Annotated in this window: 18 protein-coding genes; 9 read left to right on the top strand and 9 right to left on the bottom strand. The window is 72.9% G+C overall.

The genetic code is table 11. The annotated features are described in order from the left end of the window. Positions 1 to 8: 8 nt before the first annotated feature. Positions 9 to 392, bottom strand: coding sequence for a cold-shock protein (locus BIV23_RS53245; RefSeq protein WP_071382153.1), 384 nt, complete (start codon positions 390 to 392; stop codon positions 9 to 11). Positions 393 to 578: 186 nt separating this feature from the next. Here BIV23_RS53245 and BIV23_RS19400 point away from each other — a divergent pair, with 186 nt between their 5' ends. Next, the gene (locus BIV23_RS19400) at positions 579 to 836 is read left to right on the top strand and encodes a hypothetical protein (RefSeq protein WP_071382154.1); all 258 of its coding nucleotides are present in this window, start codon (positions 579 to 581) and stop codon (positions 834 to 836) included. Here BIV23_RS19400 and BIV23_RS19405 read toward each other — a convergent pair. Next, entirely contained in the window at positions 806 to 1,429 is a 624-nt protein-coding gene (locus BIV23_RS19405) for an HAD family hydrolase (RefSeq protein ID WP_107471213.1), read from the bottom strand. The two genes, BIV23_RS19400 and BIV23_RS19405, sit on opposite strands and share 31 nt — an antisense overlap. Positions 1,430 to 1,479: 50 nt before the next feature. Beyond that, on the bottom strand, positions 1,480 to 2,553 hold the full coding sequence (locus BIV23_RS19410) for a hypothetical protein (protein ID WP_071382156.1): 1,074 nt from the start codon (positions 2,551 to 2,553) through the stop codon (positions 1,480 to 1,482). Positions 2,554 to 2,663: 110 nt separating this feature from the next. Here BIV23_RS19410 and BIV23_RS19415 point away from each other — a divergent pair, with 110 nt between their 5' ends. Further along, on the top strand, positions 2,664 to 5,228 hold the full coding sequence (locus BIV23_RS19415) for a helicase-associated domain-containing protein (protein ID WP_071382157.1): 2,565 nt from the start codon (positions 2,664 to 2,666) through the stop codon (positions 5,226 to 5,228). 14 nt (positions 5,229 to 5,242) lie between these two features. On the opposite strand, the gene BIV23_RS19420 is transcribed toward BIV23_RS19415, so the two are convergent. Continuing rightward, positions 5,243 to 5,458 (bottom strand): DUF397 domain-containing protein, encoded by a 216-nt coding sequence (locus BIV23_RS19420; RefSeq protein ID WP_071382158.1) that lies wholly within the window; start codon positions 5,456 to 5,458, stop codon positions 5,243 to 5,245. After that, the gene (locus BIV23_RS19425) at positions 5,434 to 6,246 is read right to left on the bottom strand and encodes a helix-turn-helix domain-containing protein (RefSeq protein WP_177239958.1); all 813 of its coding nucleotides are present in this window, start codon (positions 6,244 to 6,246) and stop codon (positions 5,434 to 5,436) included. The genes BIV23_RS19420 and BIV23_RS19425 overlap by 25 nt, the downstream gene beginning before the upstream one ends. 398 nt (positions 6,247 to 6,644) lie before the next feature. Here BIV23_RS19425 and BIV23_RS19430 point away from each other — a divergent pair, with 398 nt between their 5' ends. Next, a complete protein-coding gene (locus tag BIV23_RS19430; protein ID WP_071382159.1) occupies positions 6,645 to 8,285 on the top strand; it encodes a DNA repair helicase XPB in 1,641 nt (546 codons plus the stop codon). A gap of 7 nt (positions 8,286 to 8,292) precedes the next feature. Here the strand turns inward: BIV23_RS19430 and BIV23_RS19435 are convergent, their stop codons facing one another. Further along, complete coding sequence (locus BIV23_RS19435) at positions 8,293 to 8,475, bottom strand: hypothetical protein (RefSeq protein ID WP_071382160.1); 183 nt, start codon at positions 8,473 to 8,475, stop codon at positions 8,293 to 8,295. A 266-nt stretch (positions 8,476 to 8,741) separates the two neighbouring features. Here BIV23_RS19435 and BIV23_RS19440 point away from each other — a divergent pair, with 266 nt between their 5' ends. Then, positions 8,742 to 10,832: a HelD family protein gene (locus BIV23_RS19440; protein ID WP_071382161.1), complete on the top strand. Its 2,091-nt coding sequence runs from the start codon at positions 8,742 to 8,744 to the stop codon at positions 10,830 to 10,832. Between the two features lie 42 nt (positions 10,833 to 10,874). Continuing rightward, on the top strand, positions 10,875 to 11,537 hold the full coding sequence (locus tag BIV23_RS19445; RefSeq protein ID WP_071382162.1) for a hypothetical protein: 663 nt from the start codon (positions 10,875 to 10,877) through the stop codon (positions 11,535 to 11,537). A gap of 20 nt (positions 11,538 to 11,557) precedes the next feature. On the opposite strand, the gene BIV23_RS19450 is transcribed toward BIV23_RS19445, so the two are convergent. After that, entirely contained in the window at positions 11,558 to 12,259 is a 702-nt protein-coding gene (locus BIV23_RS19450) for a copper homeostasis protein CutC (RefSeq protein ID WP_071382163.1), read from the bottom strand. A gap of 140 nt (positions 12,260 to 12,399) precedes the next feature. On the opposite strand from BIV23_RS19450, the gene BIV23_RS19455 reads away from it, so the two are divergent. Together BIV23_RS19455 and BIV23_RS19460 are read left to right on the top strand one after the other, a co-directional pair. Continuing rightward, complete coding sequence (locus BIV23_RS19455; RefSeq protein WP_071382164.1) at positions 12,400 to 13,044, top strand: HD domain-containing protein; 645 nt, start codon at positions 12,400 to 12,402, stop codon at positions 13,042 to 13,044. Positions 13,045 to 13,096: 52 nt separating this feature from the next. Continuing rightward, positions 13,097 to 14,176 (top strand): GNAT family N-acetyltransferase, encoded by a 1,080-nt coding sequence (locus BIV23_RS19460; RefSeq protein ID WP_071382165.1) that lies wholly within the window; start codon positions 13,097 to 13,099, stop codon positions 14,174 to 14,176. Here the strand turns inward: BIV23_RS19460 and BIV23_RS19465 are convergent. Together BIV23_RS19465 and BIV23_RS19470 are read right to left on the bottom strand one after the other, a co-directional pair. Continuing rightward, on the bottom strand, positions 14,158 to 14,439 hold the full coding sequence (locus BIV23_RS19465; protein ID WP_071382166.1) for a DUF4031 domain-containing protein: 282 nt from the start codon (positions 14,437 to 14,439) through the stop codon (positions 14,158 to 14,160). The genes BIV23_RS19460 and BIV23_RS19465 overlap by 19 nt on opposite strands. 36 nt (positions 14,440 to 14,475) lie before the next feature. After that, positions 14,476 to 14,886, bottom strand: a complete 411-nt coding sequence (locus BIV23_RS19470) for a hypothetical protein (RefSeq protein WP_071372546.1) — start codon at positions 14,884 to 14,886, stop codon at positions 14,476 to 14,478. Between the two features lie 56 nt (positions 14,887 to 14,942). Here BIV23_RS19470 and BIV23_RS19475 point away from each other — a divergent pair, with 56 nt between their 5' ends. Beyond that, positions 14,943 to 15,848, top strand: a complete 906-nt coding sequence (locus BIV23_RS19475) for a MurR/RpiR family transcriptional regulator (RefSeq protein WP_071382167.1) — start codon at positions 14,943 to 14,945, stop codon at positions 15,846 to 15,848. Between the two features lie 111 nt (positions 15,849 to 15,959). Further along, complete coding sequence (gene murQ, locus BIV23_RS19480; RefSeq protein WP_071382168.1) at positions 15,960 to 16,883, top strand: N-acetylmuramic acid 6-phosphate etherase; 924 nt, start codon at positions 15,960 to 15,962, stop codon at positions 16,881 to 16,883. The last annotated feature ends 1 nt before the right edge of the window (position 16,884 follow it).

Consider the following 16,884-nt stretch of genomic DNA (forward strand, 5'->3'; position numbering starts at 1 on the left):
CCGAGGTCTCACACGTCCAGCTGGTCGGCGACCGCGCGGAGCAGGCCGGCGATCTTCTTGCCGGAGACCTTGTCCGGGTAACGGCCCTTCTCGAGCATCGGCGTGATGTTCTCCAGAAGGGTCGTCAGGTCCTGCACGATCGAGGCCAGTTCGTCCGGTTTCCTGCGCTGGGCCGCCGCGACCGACGGCGTCGGGTCGAGGACCGTCACCGAGAGCGCCTGGTCACCGCGCTGACCGGCGACGACGCCGAACTCCACGCGCTGTCCCGGCTTGAGTACGTCGACTCCGTCGGGGAGAACCGAGGAATGGACGAAGACGTCACCGCCGTCGTCGCGGGAGAGAAAGCCGAAGCCCTTCTCGCTGTTGAACCACTTGACCTTGCCGGTAGGCACGTCTGTCCTCGTCCTCGTATGTCGTCGGGAAAACTACTTCGGAAACGGCTCTCGATAGCAAGCGAGCGGGTCGACCGTGACCCGCTGCTACCTAGCGATACCAAGTGCTACCAAGGCTAATGCTCTTCAGGCGGGTGACAAGACGCCCCCCGGTTGTTCACCGTGGCTGGGAACTACCCTGGTCCGGTGCGTGACAAAACCCAAGCGAATTCCGCCGGGCCCGGCGACCGACTGATCCGTGCCGGTGCCGTCGTGTTCTTCATCGGCGCGCTGGCCACCCTCGTCACGGTGACCCCGCTGTTCCTCGGCGCGACGCCCTTCCCGACCTACATGTACCTGCTGAGCATGCTCATGGGCGTCGGCTTCCTGCTCGCCGGCGCCGGTCTGGTGCGGTCGGTGGCGGTCGGCCGGCGTCAGGCGCGGGCCGCGGCCGCCGAACGGTAGCCGTCGAACCACCCCGGGAACGCGGACAGGTCGTCCAGGACGACGTCCGCGCCCGCGGCGCGCAGTTCCTCCGCCGAGCAGGGCCCCGTGGCCACGGCGAGGGACAACGCGTCCGCCGTGCGCGCCCCGCGCACGTCCCCGGTGTGGTCACCGACGTACACATGCGCTCCGTACTCGCGCAGCGCCTGCGCCTTCTGCTCGGCCCACAGGTCGCCCACGACCACGTCGGGCTCGATGCCGAGGTGCGCGAGGTGCAGCTTGGCGTTCGGCTCGAACTTCGCCGTGACGACCAGCGTCCGCCCGCCGGCCGCCCGTACGGCCTCTATCGCTTCCCTCGCACCGTCCATGGCGGGGGTCGCGGCGATGGCGATCGCCGGGTACATCTCGCGGTACAGGTCCGCCATCGCCGGGATCCGCTCCTCGGGGAACCAGTTGACCAGCTCCTCCGCGAGCGGCGGCCCGAGCCGCGTCACCGCCAGGTCGGCGTCGATGTACGTCCCGGTCCGCTCCGCCAGCGCCAGGTAGCAGGCACGGATACCCGGGCGGGAGTCGATGAGGGTCATGTCGAGGTCGAAGCCGACGGTGAGAGTCATACCGCCCATTGTGCCGGGTGCGTACGAGCGCCCCGGAGGGGCGAGGCGCCTCACCCGCGCCGCTGCGACCGCCACACCAGGAACAACGCCGACGCGATCGCCGCACCCCGCACCACCCACGGCCACGTCCCCGCGACCGCGTCCGCCATGTGTCCCTGCGCGATCGGCCGACCCCAGCGGCCGTCCTGCCGACCCCACAACCACACCAGGCCCGCCGCCACCGCCGCGCCGGGCAGGATCATCACGGCCGTCTTGGTCTCCGCGGCGGTCAGCCTGCGGGAGCCGTAGGCGATCACCCAGCCGAGCAGCAGCGCGAACCAGTTGCCGAGCACCGCGCCGGCGACCAGCGCGGCGGCGGCCAGCAGCAGGAGGGGGTTGGTCCAGCCGGCGGCGGGGCCCAGGGGCAGCAGGCGGCGGCGCCCGGCGGACGCGTCCTCCTCGGCGGCGTCCGGCGCCGCCCCGGCCTCTGCCCCGGCCGCCTCGTTCTCCGGTTTCTCCGGCTTCTCGGCCGCCGTCTCCCGCTGCGGCCGCCGCAGCATCTCCGGGATCTCCACACCGCCCACGAACCCCGGCACGGAGTCGGTCCCGGCCCCGCCGAAGGGGGTGTCGCCGGTGCGCCACCAGTCGGGCCGGGGGAGGTCGTCACCGAAGTCGTACGCCGGGCCGGGGCGTGCCGGGGACGGCGCGTCACGCGGGACGGACGGGCCCGCGGGCTCGGGGTCCGCGGGGCGGGGGCGGGAACGGGGACGGGGTACGACCCGGCGCAGGCCCTTGGGCCGCCCCGCGCCGTCGTCGGCATCCCCCTCCGCCGGCTTCGCGGGCCGCTTCCGCTCGCGCGGCGCGGGCTGTACGGGTACGGCGGCGGCGGGCGGCTGCGGCATACCGCCGGTGCCGGACGTGCCGCCCGCCGCCTCGACCACGTCGTCGGGGCTGCCGAGCCGGTCCAGGATGCGGCGGACGGCGGCGGGCGAGTCCACCGTCACCCTGGCCCGGTGCCGGTCGATCTCGTTGCGCAGCTCCGAGACCAGCCGCATGCGCGTGGACGACGGCAACTGCCGTTGCTGAGCGATGTCTCCGACACGGCTCAGGTACTCGTAGACGACCTTGTCACTCTCGATCCCCAACGGAACCCCTCCGGGGCGACGGTGTGGAAACCCCGCTGAGGACGGTACCGCCTGGCCGCCCTCCCCCGACTCACTCGGCGGGAACGGACGCACCCGCTACCGTGGGTCAGATGAGCCAAGCGGCCCGACCAGCTCCCCGTTCCCTCGCGGAAGCGTTGCGCGCCAGGGACGACTCCTCGCTGTCCGCGCTCCTGCGCAGCCGGCCCGATCTCATCACGCCCGTGCCGACCGACCTCACCCAGCTCGCGACCCGGGCCGGCACCCGCGCCTCGGTGCTGCGCGCGCTGGAGCGGCTGGACCGGTTCGCGCTGCAGACCGCGGAGGCGCTGGCCGTGGCCCCGGAACCGGCGTCGTACGCCACCCTGCTCGGGCTGATGGCGGGCGACGCGGCCGACGAGAGCGTGACCGCCGCGCTGCCGAGGGCCGTCGCCACCCTGCGCGAGCAGGCCCTGGTGTGGGGCGACGACGAGCGGCTGCGGCTCGTGCGCACCGCCCGTGAACTCCTCGCCCCCGCCCCGCAGCACCCCTCCCCGACCGGGCTCGGCCCGTCCGTGCAGGAGGCGACGTCGGGCATGTCGCCGGGCCGGATACAGGAGATCGTGACGACGGCCGGGCTGCCGTCGACCCACGACGCCGTGTCCGCCGTGACCGCGCTCACCGCGCTGTTCGGCCACCGCAAGAAGATGGCCAAGCTGCTCGCCGGGGCCCCGGACGCCGCCCTCGACGTGCTGCACCGGCTGGTGTGGGGGCCGCCGTACGGGCAGGTCACCGCCGATCCGGCCGCCCATCTGCGCTGGCTGCTGGACCGGGGCCTGCTGCTGCCGACCGCCCCCGGCACGGTCGTGCTCCCACGCGAGGTGGCCCTGCATCTGCGCGAGGGCCGGGCCCACCGCACACCGGAGCCGCTGCCGCCCGCCGTCGAACCGGCCGCCGCCCACAGCCCGCAGGTGGTGGACGCGACGGCGGCCGGGCAGGCGTACACCGCGCTCGCCACCGTCGAGGAGCTGCTGAAGGACTGGGACGAGGGCGGCCCGGGCGTGCTGCGGGCCGGCGGGCTGAGCGTGCGCGATCTGAAGCGGACGGCCGTCGCCCTGGACGTCTCCGAGCCGGTCGCCGCGTTCTGGGTGGAGCTGGCGTACGCGGCCGGTCTGATCGCCTCCGACGGCGAGGCCGACGAGCGGTACGCGGCCACGCCCGGCTACGACGAGTGGCTGGAGCGGCCCGCCGCCGAGCGCTGGACCCGCCTCGCGGAGGCCTGGCTCGCGGGCACCCGGACGCCGGGGCTGGTCGGCGGGCGGGACGCGAAGGACCGTACGCTCTCCGCGCTCGGCCCGGGCCTGGACCGCTCGGCCGCCGCCGAGGTACGGCACCGGGTACTGACCCTGCTGGCCGGGCTGCCGACCGGCACGGCGCCGGACACCGGGTCGGTCCTGGACCGGCTGGGCTGGGAGCGGCCGCTGCGCGGGCCCCGGCAGGAGGACGGCGAGGAGGACCTGCGCTCCCGGCTGGCCCGCTGGACCCTGTCGGAGGCGGAACTGCTGGGGATCACGGGACGGGGCGCGCTGTCGGCACAGGGGCGCGCGCTGCTCGGCGCACCGGCGCCGCCGCCCGCCCCGGTCGCCGAGAATCCGGCGGGCCCGGGCGCCAAGCTGCCGGTCCACCACCACGCGCCCGGCCCCGCCCCGGCGCCGCTCTCCCCCGCCGAGCAGGCGGCGGCGACGGCGGCCGCCGCCCGCGTCCTCGCCCCGCTGCTGCCCGAACCCCTGGACCACGTCCTGCTCCAGGCCGACCTGACGGCGGTGGCGCCGGGCCCGCTCCAGCGGCCGCTCGCCGACACGCTGGACGTGCTCGCGGACGTCGAGTCCAAGGGCGGGGCGACGGTCTACCGCTTCACGCCCGCCTCGGTGCGCCGCGCCCTGGACGCCGGCCGGACCGCCTCCGACCTGCACGCCTTCCTCACCGAGCACTCCCGTACGCCGGTCCCGCAGCCGCTCACCTATCTGATCGACGACGTGGCCCGCAAGCACGGCCATCTGCGGGTCGGCGCGGCCTCGGCGTACGTCCGCTGCGACGACGACGCCCTGCTGAACGAGATCCTGGCCGACAAGCGCGCCGCCGGTCTGCGGCTGCGCCGGCTGGCCCCGACCGTGCTGGCCGCCCAGTCCGACCCGGCGGCCCTGCTGGAAGGCCTGCGCGCGATGGGCTTCGCACCGGCCGCCGAGTCCGCCGAGGGCGACGTCCTGATCGCCCGCGCCCACGCCCACCGCACCCCGCCGCGCACGGCACCCGAGCCGGTCCCGGACGGCCCGCCGCCGCCCGACGCCACGCTCCTCACGGCGGCGATCCGCGCGATCCGCGCGGGCGACCTGGCGGCCACCGCCCCGCGCAAGCCCGCCGGTTCCGAGCCCGGGACCGGGAGCAGGGCCCCGCTGGCGGGCGGCGAGCTGCCGCGCACCTCCTCCGCCGAGACCCTGGCCACCATGCAGGCCGCCGTCCTGACCGGCGAATCCCTCTGGATCGGCTACGTCAACGCCGAGGGCTCGGCCAGCCAGCGCGTCATCGCCCCGGTCCGCGTCGAGGGCGGCTTCGTCACGGCCTACGACCACACGGCGGACGAGGTCCGGACGTATCCGCTGCACCGGATCACGGGGGTGGCGGAGCTGGCGGAGGACTGACCCCGGCCCGCGGCTCAGCCCTTGAGCCTGCCGCCCTTGACGGCGGCGACGAACGAAGCCCAGCTGTCGGCCGGGAAGACAAGGGCCGGGCCGTGCGGCGCCTTGCTGTCGCGGACGGGGATGACGGCGGGGAAGTCGTGGGCTACCTCGATGCAGTTGCCGGCGCCTCCGTCGCTGTAGCTGGACTTGCGCCACGAAGCAACTCTCAGGTCGATGCCAGGGGATCGCATGGTGCGCTGTCCTCCATCACTTGCTCAATGAACGCCACCGAGTCCTGGGGCGAAAGGGCCACGTCCCGAAGTGCATCGTAGGACAACCTGAGTTGTTCGACTTCCCTTGCGTCCTCCAGCAGTTCACCACTCTTGCTGCTCTCCACCCAGACCGCTGTGGTCCCGTCGAGGCCCCGGAGAAAGGCGACCAGTCCGCCGAGGAGATCATGCAACCCCACCGAGTACGGCAGAACCTGGACAGCCACGTGCGGCTGGGACGCCATTTCGACGATGTGGGCAAGTTGTCCACGCCATTCCCCGGCGTCCAGGAGTGGCCGTCGCAGGACCGCCTCGTCGATGATCGCCCGCAGGTGTGGAGGCGACTCGCACAGCAGCAGCTCCTGCCTGCTCATGCGGCCGACAAGCTGTTCTTCCAACTCCGGGACCTGGCTGGGGAGATGCGGCGTCGACCAGAACAACGCCTTCGCGTACGCCTCGGTCTGAAACATGCCGTGCAGGAAGCTCCCCGCATAGTGCTCGATGACCACGGCTTCCGCCTCAAGCTCCATGTACCGCACGTACTTGTCGCGGAACACGGTCTCCTGCTTGGCGATCTCCCACAACCGCATCAGCAGCGGCTTCGTCCCGTAGACCACGTCGAGCGCCTCGATGATCTCGGGTCCGCCGAGGGTCTTGCCCCGCTCCAGACTGTGCAGTTGCGAGTGGTCCCACCCGACCTTGCCGGCCAGCTCCCGCAGGGACCAGCCGGACTCGGTGCGCAGCCGGGCCAGCTCGATGGCAAGCACCACGCGGGGTGATTGGTGACCCGATCCCGGGATCGGTTTCCGTGGTGGCATCGCGCGCCCCTCCGCCAACGGCCGACAGTCCGCCAGTGACCTCCTGCTCACAATAAGTGAACAACGGCCGGGCAGCCCCCAGAAAGAACCGTCCAGATCCATGACGTAGCCGGCAAGTCAGCCAAGGCCTCCTCGGCCTGCCTGATCTATCGAGGCCCCGCGAGAAGCCGGAGACATCGATGTCTTCAGAAGCCGTCTCGTCCATTTCACGCGATGGGCGAACATAGATAGCGGCGCGCATCCCCGGCGCGCTGGCCGGTACGCCCTTCCGGCGCCGGGCACGGGGCATGGCCCGAGCGGTGACAGGTGCAGTGTCTGTCACGCTGGAGATCCTATCCGTGGAGGTATGCGTGTCCTGCCTAATCGTCCAGTCCGACAAGACCCTGCTCCTGGAAGTCGACCACGAGCGGGCCGACGACTGTCGGCGGGCCATCGCGCCGTTCGCCGAGCTGGAGCGGGCGCCGGAACACATCCACACCTACCGGGTCACGCCGCTCGGGCTGTGGAACGCGCGGGCGGCCGGGCACGACGCCGAGCAGGTCGTGGACGCGCTCGTGCAGTACAGCCGGTATCCGGTGCCGCACGCGCTGCTGGTCGACATCGCCGAGACCATGGACCGCTACGGCCGGCTGACCCTGTCCAAGCACCCCACGCACGGACTGGTCCTCACCAGCACCGACCGGCCCGTGCTGGAGGAGGTGCTGCGGTCCAAGCGGATCGTCCCGCTGGTGGGCGCCCGGATCGACCCGGACACCGTCGCCGTGCACCCCTCCGAGCGCGGGCAGATCAAGCAGGTGCTGCTGAAGCTGGGCTGGCCGGCCGAGGACCTCGCCGGGTACGTCGACGGCGAGGCGCACCCGATCGAGCTGCTGGAGGACGGCTGGGCGCTGCGGCCGTACCAGAAGCAGGCCGTGGAGAACTTCTGGCACGGCGGCAGCGGTGTGGTCGTGCTGCCGTGCGGTGCCGGAAAGACGCTGGTCGGGGCCGGGTCGATGGCTCAGGCGAAGTCGACGACGCTGATCCTGGTCACGAACACCGTCTCGGCCCGGCAGTGGAAGCACGAGCTGGTGAAGCGGACCTCGCTGACCGAGGACGAGATCGGCGAGTACAGCGGGACGCGCAAGGAGATCCGCCCGGTCACCATCGCCACCTACCAGGTGCTGACGACACGGCGGAAGGGCGTCTACCCGCACCTGGAGCTCTTCGACTCCCGGGACTGGGGCCTGATCGTCTATGACGAGGTGCATCTGCTGCCCGCTCCCGTCTTCAAGTTCACCGCCGATCTTCAGGCGCGGCGGCGGCTGGGGCTGACGGCCACGCTGGTGCGCGAGGACGGCCGGGAGTCGGACGTGTTCTCGCTGATCGGGCCGAAGCGGTTCGACGCGCCCTGGAAGGAGATCGAGGCGCAGGGGTACATCGCGCCCGCCGACTGCGTCGAGGTGCGGGTCAACCTGACCGACTCGGAGCGGCTCGCGTACGCCACCGCCGAGACGGAGGAGAAGTACCGCTTCTGTGCGACGACGGACACCAAGCGGAAGGTCACCGAGGCGATCGTGCGCCGGTTCGCCGGGCAGCAGATCCTCGTCATCGGGCAGTACATCGACCAACTCGACGAGCTGGGCGAGCACTTGAACGCGCCGGTCATCAAGGGCGAGACCTCCAACGCCCAGCGCGAGAAGCTCTTCGACGCCTTCCGCGAGGGCGAGATCAGCGTGCTGGTCGTCTCGAAGGTCGCGAACTTCTCCATCGACCTGCCGGAGGCGACGGTCGCCGTCCAGGTGTCGGGCACGTTCGGGTCGCGGCAGGAGGAGGCGCAGCGGCTGGGGCGTGTGCTGCGGCCCAAGGCCGACGGCCATCAGGCGCACTTCTACTCGGTGGTCGCCCGCGACACGATCGACCAGGACTTCGCCGCCCACCGCCAGCGCTTCCTGGCGGAACAGGGCTACGCCTACCGCATCGTGGACGCGGACGAGATCCTCGCGGGGGGCTGAGCCGGGGTTACTTACGGCGTATGCCCGCTTCCTCGCCGTACTCGCCGAAGATCACGACGCTGACCGCCGCTTCCGCGAAGACCTTGAGGGCGCGCAGGGCGTTGCCGATCGGGTGGTGATGGGGGCCGTCCGTGGCGGTGGCGCCGGACGGGGGCCGGGCGGGGGCCGGGGAGATGGATGCTGCGCTCATGTCTCCATGGTGGCTCTGCGGGCATAAGACCCGCATCGGTCTCCAGAGCCAATTCCGGATGCCCCGGAGTAGGCCCCCGGGTGGACTCCGCCCCCTGCTCCAGGGATCACGTGTCCCCTAGGGGACAGAAATTCATTGGCGCTCGTCTCCCCGCCCCGACTAAAATCTCCTCTCTTGCCCGCCTCCCCTCAGCGGAGTGCCGCCGCCCGGTCGGTAACCGTGCGGCATCGTCGTAGCCACCCAGCAGGTCTACCGGAGGCACCCCCTTGTCCACGCCCGCCCAAGAGCCGCTCGACGCCCCGTCCGCCGCCCCGCTCGACGACCCGCTCGCCCGGGAGCGCGCCCATCTGGCGTCCTCCCGTGCCGCGCTGCGCGCCATGCGCGAGGACGTGGAGGCGCTGGACATCAAGGACGTCGCCGCGAACTGGGTCAACGCCCAGGTGCTGGCCCGCCAGATCGACGACCGGATCAGGGCGCTGGCCGACCTGAGCGACACCCCGCTGTTCTTCGGCAGGCTGGACTACCTCCACGCGCCGGGTGCGGACCGGGCCGAGGGCGCGGAGGGCGAGCAGTTCTACATCGGGCGCCGGCATGTGCACGACCACGACGGCGACCCCATGGTCATCGACTGGCGCGCCCCGGTCTCGCAGCCGTTCTACCGCGCCTCCAAGAAGGACCCGCTGGACGTCGGGCTGCGCCGTCGCTTCGGCTACACCGGCGGGGACCTCACGGCGTACGAGGACGAGCACCTGTCCGACCCGGAGGAGAGCGCGAAGACCAGCAGGCTCCTCCAGCAGGAGATCGAGCGGCCGCGCGTCGGTCCCATGCGGGACATCGTGGCCACCATCCAGCCCGAGCAGGACGAGATCGTCCGCTCCGGGCTGGGCGGCACCGTCTGCGTCCAGGGCGGGCCGGGCACCGGGAAGACCGCCGTCGGCCTGCACCGGGTCGCCTACCTCCTCTACGCCCACCGGGAGCGGCTGGCCCGCACCGGCACCCTCGTCATCGGGCCGAACAAGTCCTTCCTGCACTACATCGAGCAGGTCCTCCCGGCGCTGGGCGAGCTGGCGGTGCAGCAGGCCACGGTGGACGACCTGGTGGCGCACGTGGAGGTGCGCGGCGCGGACGAGGCGGCGGCGGCCGTGGTCAAGGGCGACGCCCGGATGGCCGAGGTGCTGCGCCGGGCGCTGTACGCGCACGTGAGCATGCCGACGGAACCGGTCGTGGTGGTGCGCGGCTCCCGGCGCTGGCGCGTACCGGCGCACGAACTGGAAGACGTCGTACGGGAGTTGCTGGAGCGGGACATCCGGTACGGCGCCGCCCGCGAGGCGCTGCCGCAGCGGATCGCGCACGCGGTGCTGGTGCAGATGGAGCGGGCCGGTGAGGCGCCGGACGACCGGGTGCAGGACGCGGTGGCCCGCAACAGCGCGGTCAAGGCGGCCGTGAAGGCTCTCTGGCCGGTCGTCGACCCGGCGAAGCTCGTCCTGCGCCTGCTGACGGACGCCGACTTCCTCGCCGAGCACGCCGAGGGGATCCTCGACGAGGACGAGCAGAAGACGATCCTGTGGGACAGGCCGGTGCGCAGCGTGAAGTCGGCCCGGTGGTCGTCGGCGGACGCGGTGCTGGTCGACGAGGCGGCCGACCTGATCCAGCGCACCCATTCGCTCGGCCATGTCGTGCTGGACGAGGCGCAGGACCTGTCCCCGATGCAGTACCGCTCGGTGGGCCGCCGCTGCACCACCGGCAGCGCGACCGTCCTCGGCGACCTGGCCCAGGGCACGACCCCGTGGGCGACCCGGAGTTGGGACGAGGCGCTGGCCCACCTCGGCAAGCGCGAGGGCGTGATCGAGGAGCTGACGGCCGGTTTCCGTGTGCCGACGGACGTCATCACGTACGCCTCCCGGCTCCTGCCGCACATCGCGCCCGGCCTCACCCCGGTCGCCTCGGTCCGTGAGAACCCGGGCTTCTTCGAGGTCCGCGCGATCACGGACGCCGCCGAAGTCGTGGCCGCGTGCGAGGAGTTGCTGGGCAACGAGGGCTCGACGGGCCTGATCGCCGCCGACGCCCGGATCCCGGCCCTGGCCGAGGCCCTGACGGCGGCGGGGATCGCGTATCTCGCCCCCGGCGAGGAAACCACCCGCGAGACCCGCCTCACCCTGGTCCCGGCCTCCCTCGCCAAGGGCCTGGAGTACGACTACGTCGCCCTGGACGAGCCCCAGGCGGTGGTGGACGGCGAGCCGGACGAACGGACGGGTCTGCGGCGGCTGTACGTGGCGCTCACGCGAGCCGTGTCCGGGCTGATCGTGACGCACGCGGCACCGGTGCCTGCGCAACTCGCTGAGAAGAACGATGAGTAGGGTGCTGCTCCGTTCCGCCACGTCCCCATGGAAAGGCCTCCGTTGAGCACACCGCCGTCCCCGCATCCCGGTTACCCGCAGGCGCCGGGGCCGTACCAGCAGCAGCCGGGTGCGTACCCGCAGCAGCCGGGTGCGTACCCGCAGCAGCCGGGTCCCTACCAGCAGGCCCCCGGGCCGTACGCGCAGGCGCCCGGGGCGTACCAGCAGCCGGCCCCGGCGCCGTACCAGCCCCAGCAGGCGCCCGGCGCCTACGGTCAGCCCCGGGCGCCGTACCAGCAGGGACCTTTCGACTACAGCCAGCAGGCGCCCGCCGGGCCCGGCTGCGACGTGTGCGGGGCCGGGCCGGCCACACGGGTGACGATCCGTGGCCACCAGGGCTTCCTGATCGTGATGCGGAACCTGTGGCGGAAGGGCACCTTCTGCCAGACCTGCGCGCTCGCCGTGTTCCGCAAGATGCAGTCGGACACGATGGTGCAGGGCTGGTGGGGCCCGATGTCGATGATCATCACGCCCATCACGCTGCTGATCAACCTCTTCGCCCTGTCCAAGATCCGCAAGATCCCCCCGCCGATGGCCGCCATGGGCCCCGGCCTGGACCCGGGCAAGCCGGTCCTGCGCCGCCCGGCGGGCATGTTCGGCCTGCTGCCGCTGAGCGCGTTCGCGCTCGTGTTCCTGTTCGTCCTGGTCGCGATCGCGGCAGGGTGACGCGGTGGGCGGGGCCGGTCCTACTCCCCGTCCACCACCCTCCGCCACTCCCGCACGGCCTCCTCGGAAACGGGCCCGGCCCAACCCGCGGAGCGGGCCGCGCCGCCGATGTGGAACGCGTCGATCCCCGCGTTCCGCAGCGGGCGGACGTGCTCCAGGCGCAGCCCGCCGCCGACCAGGACCGTCTGGTCGTACCCGGGCTCGCCACGGCGGCCCGCCTCCGCGACCAGCGTGGGCAGCCCCTCGTCCACGCCGGCGGCGGCGCCCGCCGTGAGGTAGGCGTCCAGGCCGGGCAGGTCGGCGAGTTGTTTGCGCAGGGCGTCGCGGTCGGCGGCGTGGTCGATCGCCCGGTGGAAGGTCCAGGCGCAGCCGTCCAGGGCGGCGACCACCCGCTCCACCGCCGCCAGGTCCACCGCGCCGTCCGCGTCGAGGAAGCCGAGCACGAACTGGTCGGCCCCCGCCTCCCGCAGCTCGCCCGCCGCCCGGACCAGAGCGGCGACGTCCTCGGCGGCGCCCGCCGCGAACCCGTCCGACAGCCGCAGCATCACGCGCAGGTCGATGTCGACGGCGGCCCGGATCCCGGCGACGGTGGCGGTCGCGGGGGTGAGCCCGTCGGCCGCCATCTCGGTGACCAGCTCCAGGCGATCCGCGCCTCCGGCCTGGGCGGCGACCGCGTCCGCCACGTCGAGCGCGATCACCTCCAGGACTGCACGCTTGCTCATGGCACCCCATTCATCGCGGCTACAGATCCAGGTTTCCAAGTACGGCTCTAGAGGTCTAGTCCAATCCAAAGGGTACGCCCTGCCCCACCCCGTGGCCGACCGCACGCGGCAATGAGCCACCCGCACGCCACAATGGGCCCATGGCCGACCTCGACGCCCTGCGCCTCCGCTTCGCCCGCGCCCTGGAAGCCGCCCGCGCCCCCGGCGGCGGCCCCGACCCCGCGCCGTACGCCGACAACCTGCTCGCCCGCTGGCAGGAGCCGCAGCGCCGGTACCACACGGTGGCCCACCTGGCGGCGGTGCTCGACCACGTCGACGTCCTCGCGGACCACGCCGCCGACCCGGACGCCGTACGGCTGGCCGCCTGGTTCCACGACGCCGTCTACCTGCCCGAGCGCTCCGAGAACGAGGAGCGCTCGGCGCGGCTCGCCGAGCGCGCGCTCCCGGAGGCGGGGGTGTCACCGGAGAAGACCGCCGAGGTGGCCCGGCTGGTCCGGCTCACCGTCACGCACGACCCGTCCGGCGACGACCGCGACGGCCAGGTGCTGTGCGACGCGGACCTCGCGATCCTGGCCGCGCCCCCGTCGGCGTACGCCGCCTACACCGCCGAGGTGCGCGAGGAGTACCACTTCGTGCCGAACGACGCCTTCCGGGACGGCCGCTGCGCGATCCTGCGCCAACTCCTCGCACTGCCACGCCTGTTCCACACCCCCTACGGCCGGGAGCACTGGGAGGCCACGGCCCGCTACAACCTCGGATCCGAGCTGGAATTGCTGTCGACCTGAGCCGACGCTCCCGCCTACAGTGCGCCCCATGCGAACGATCAGCGGGGATGACGTGAAGCGGGCCGTCGCGAGCTGCACGGCGGCGTTGCGGCAGGCGACGGACCGGGACTGGACGGCCGTCAAGGCGGGCCGGGTGGAGTGGAGTTGCCACGCCACCGCGTTCCACATCGCCGAGGACTGCCTGGGCTACGCGGGCAACCTCGCCGGACGCGCCCGGGACGCGTACGTCCCCTTCGAGATCACCCTCGAAGAGGGCACCGACAACACCGGCCTGCTGCACGTGATCGAGACGACCGGCGCGCTGCTCGCCGCCACCGTCGACACCGCCCCGCCCGGCGTGCGCGCCTTCCACCCCTACCCGTTCCGCAGCGCCGACCGCGAGGGCTTCGCGGCGATGGGCATCGCCGAGGTGCTGCTGCACACCCACGACATCGCCGAGGGCCTCGGACTCTCCTACGCCCCGGACGAGGACCTGGTCGAGTCCGTCCTGACCTGCATCTTCCCGCAGGTCCAGCCCGGTCCCGCGCCCTGGCCGACCCTGCTGTGGGCCACCGGCCGGGGCGAGCTGCCCGGCCGCGCCCCGGTCACCGGCTGGCACTGGCACAACAACCTGGTCGTCCCGGCCGATCGGGTCGACCTGGTCGGCATCCGCCCGGCCGCCGCCCGCGATCTGCGCCTCGGGGGCGACGGCGGCTTCGACTGGATCGAGGGCGGCCCCTACGAGGGCACCCGGAGCGCGTCCGGCTCCCTGGTGAAGGCGTACGAAGCGGGCACGCACCGCCCGGAGTTCGGGGTCTTCGCCCTCGTCCGGCACGAGGACGGCCGCGCGATCGGCGGCATGGGCTTCCACGGCGCCCCGAACGAGGGGGGCTGGGTCGAGGTCGGCTACGACCTCGCCGAGGGCGCCCGGGGACACGGCTACGCCACCGAGGCGCTGCGCGTCCTGACCGAGCGGGCGCTGGCCCGGGACGACGTCTCGGTCGTCGTCGCCACCATCGAGCACACCAACATCCCCTCGCAGCGGGTGGTCGCCCGGGCCGGCTTCACCCGGGCCACCCCGGAGGAGGAGCGGACCGCCCGGACCGAGCACGGCATGGAGGAGGGGCTCGGGCTCTACCTGCGCCGCGCCTGATCCCCCCTGCGCTTACGCCGCCGCAGCCCCGAGGCGTGCAGCAGCCGCACCACCGTGCGGCTGCTGACCTCCACCGCCCCCGCCGCCACCACGTCCGCGTACCGGCGCTCCGGAACGTCGTAGTGGTCGCCGTCGAAGGCGCGGACGGGGATGTCCAACGTCGCGGCGAACGCGTGCAGTTCGTCGTACGACACGTCGCTGACCAGATGCGACCACAGGCGCCCGTGCCCGGGCCAGGTGGGCGGGTCGATGTAGAGGGTCACGGGGTCACCGGTGCCTCAGGCCGCACGCCGCCCGCCTCACGACGAAGCCGCCGGGCCCGCGGCCGAGCCCAGGGAGCCGACCGCCGCGACCTTCACGCCCGCCTTGTGGCAGACCCAGTGCGGGTCGGGGCCCAGCTCCGGCTCCACGTCGAGGGCGTGCGGGTCGCCCGAGCCGCACACCGGGCACAGCGGCCAGCGGCCGTACCGCTCCAGCAGCGCGTCCTGCACGTCCTGCGCGACCAGCCCGGCGACGTACGCCACCCCGTCCGGCCACTGCTCGACCCACCAGCGCCGTTCCGCCACGGAGTCCTCGACCAGCGAGACCACGTCCGCCTGCGCGACCTCGCCCGCGACCAGATCGGCCAGCACCAGCGCACGGGCGGCGTGCAGGGCCTGTTCGAGAGGCGTGACGGGATGGGCCGGGTTGGCGGGATCGACGGGGTCCATGAAACCCATTGTGCGCACTCTTGACCGCCGCACCGAACCGAAAATATCTTTCACGTGTGACCCAGGACGTGAAGGAAAGTTTCGGCAGTCCGGGCGGATCCCTCGCCGCGAAGGTGCGCACCCTCGCCCCTTCCATGACCCGGTCCATGCAGCGCGTCGCCGAGGCCGTCGCGAACGACCCGGCCGGCTGCGCCGCCCTCACGGTCACCGGCCTCGCCGAACTGACCGGCACCAGCGAGGCCACGGTCGTCCGCACCGCCCGCCTGCTCGGCTACCCGGGATACCGGGACCTGCGGCTCGCCCTGGCCGGGCTGGCCGCACAGCAGCAGTCGGGCCGGGCACCGGCCATCACGACCGACATCGCGGTGGACGACCCCATCGCCGACGTCGTCACCAAGCTGGCCTACGAGGAGCAGCAGACCCTCGCCGACACCGCCGCCGGACTGGACACCGCCCAGCTCGGCGCCGCCGTCACCGCGTTGGCGGGCGCCCGCCGGACGGACGTGTACGGCATCGGCGCCTCCGGCCTCGTCGCCCAGGACCTCACCCAGAAGCTCCTGCGCATCGGCCTCATAGCCCACGCCCACAGCGATCCGCACCTCGCCGTGACCAACGCGGTGCAGCTCCGCTCGGGCGACGTGGCGATCGCGATCACCCACTCCGGCTCGACGGGGGACGTCATCGAGCCGCTGCGGGTCGCGTTCGAACACGGGGCGACGACCATCGCGATCACCGGCCGGCCCGACTCGCCGATCACCCAGTACGCCGACCACGTGCTGGCCACGTCCACCTCACGGGAGAGCGAGCTGCGACCCGCCGCGATGTCCTCGCGGACGAGTCAACTGCTCGTGGTGGACTGCCTGTTCGTGGGTGTGGCCCAGCGGACGTACGAGACGGCTGCGCCGGCTTTGGCCGCTTCCTACGAGGCCTTGGCTCATCGGCACCGGAGTGGTTCGCGATAGACCGTAGGACTGACCATGGAGGGGATCTGCGGGTCCGTAGTGGCTGATCGCGCAGTTCCCCGCGCCTCTAGGGAATTGCACCCGACCCGCACTGGAAAGAGCCGACCCCCCATGACCTCGCCCGACCTGCGCAGCCAACTGGCCTCCCTGACCACCGAGGCCTTCCGACCCGAGCTCGCCGACATCGACCGCCTGCCCACCCCCGACCTCGCCCGCCTGATGAACGGCGAGGACGCCGCCGTGCCCACGGCCGTCGCGCGACGCCTCCCGGAGATCTCCGCCGCCATCGACGCCGTCGCCGAACGGATGGCGCGCGGCGGCCGGCTGATCTACGCCGGCGCCGGTACGGCGGGCCGGCTCGGCGTCCTGGACGCCTCCGAGTGCCCGCCCACCTTCAACACCGACCCCGCCCAGGTCGTCGGCCTGATCGCGGGCGGCCCCACGGCCATGGTCACCTCGGTGGAGGGAGCCGAGGACTCCACGGAGCTGGCCCGCCAGGACCTGGACGCGCTGAAACTCACACCCGATGACACCGTTGTCGGCATCTCCGCCTCCGGCCGCACCCCCTACGCGATCGGCGCCGTCGCACACGCCCGCGCGCAGGGCGCCCTGACCATCGGCCTGGCCTGCAACGAGCACAGCGCGCTCGCGGCCGCCGCCGAGCACGGCATCGAGGTCGTCGTCGGACCCGAACTGATCACCGGCTCGACCCGTCTGAAGGCCGGCACGGCCCAGAAACTCGTCCTGAACATGCTGTCGACGATCACGATGATCCGGCTGGGCAAGACGTACGGGAACCTGATGGTCGACGTCCGGGCCTCGAACGACAAGCTCCGGGCCCGCTCCCGCCGCATCGTCTCCCTCGCCACCGGCGCGGCGGACGACGAGATCGAGCGGGCGCTGGCCGAGTCCGGCGGCGAGGCGAAGAACGCGATCCTCGCCCTCCTCGCCGACGTCGACGGCCCCACGGCCGCCCGCCTTCTGGAGGAGTCCGGCGGCCGTCTGCGTGCCGCGCTGGCGCACGCGCCCCGCTGAC

It is taken from the genome of Streptomyces monashensis (assembly GCF_001866665.1).
In the GTDB taxonomy this organism is placed as follows: Bacteria; Actinomycetota; Actinomycetes; order Streptomycetales; family Streptomycetaceae; genus Streptomyces; species Streptomyces monashensis.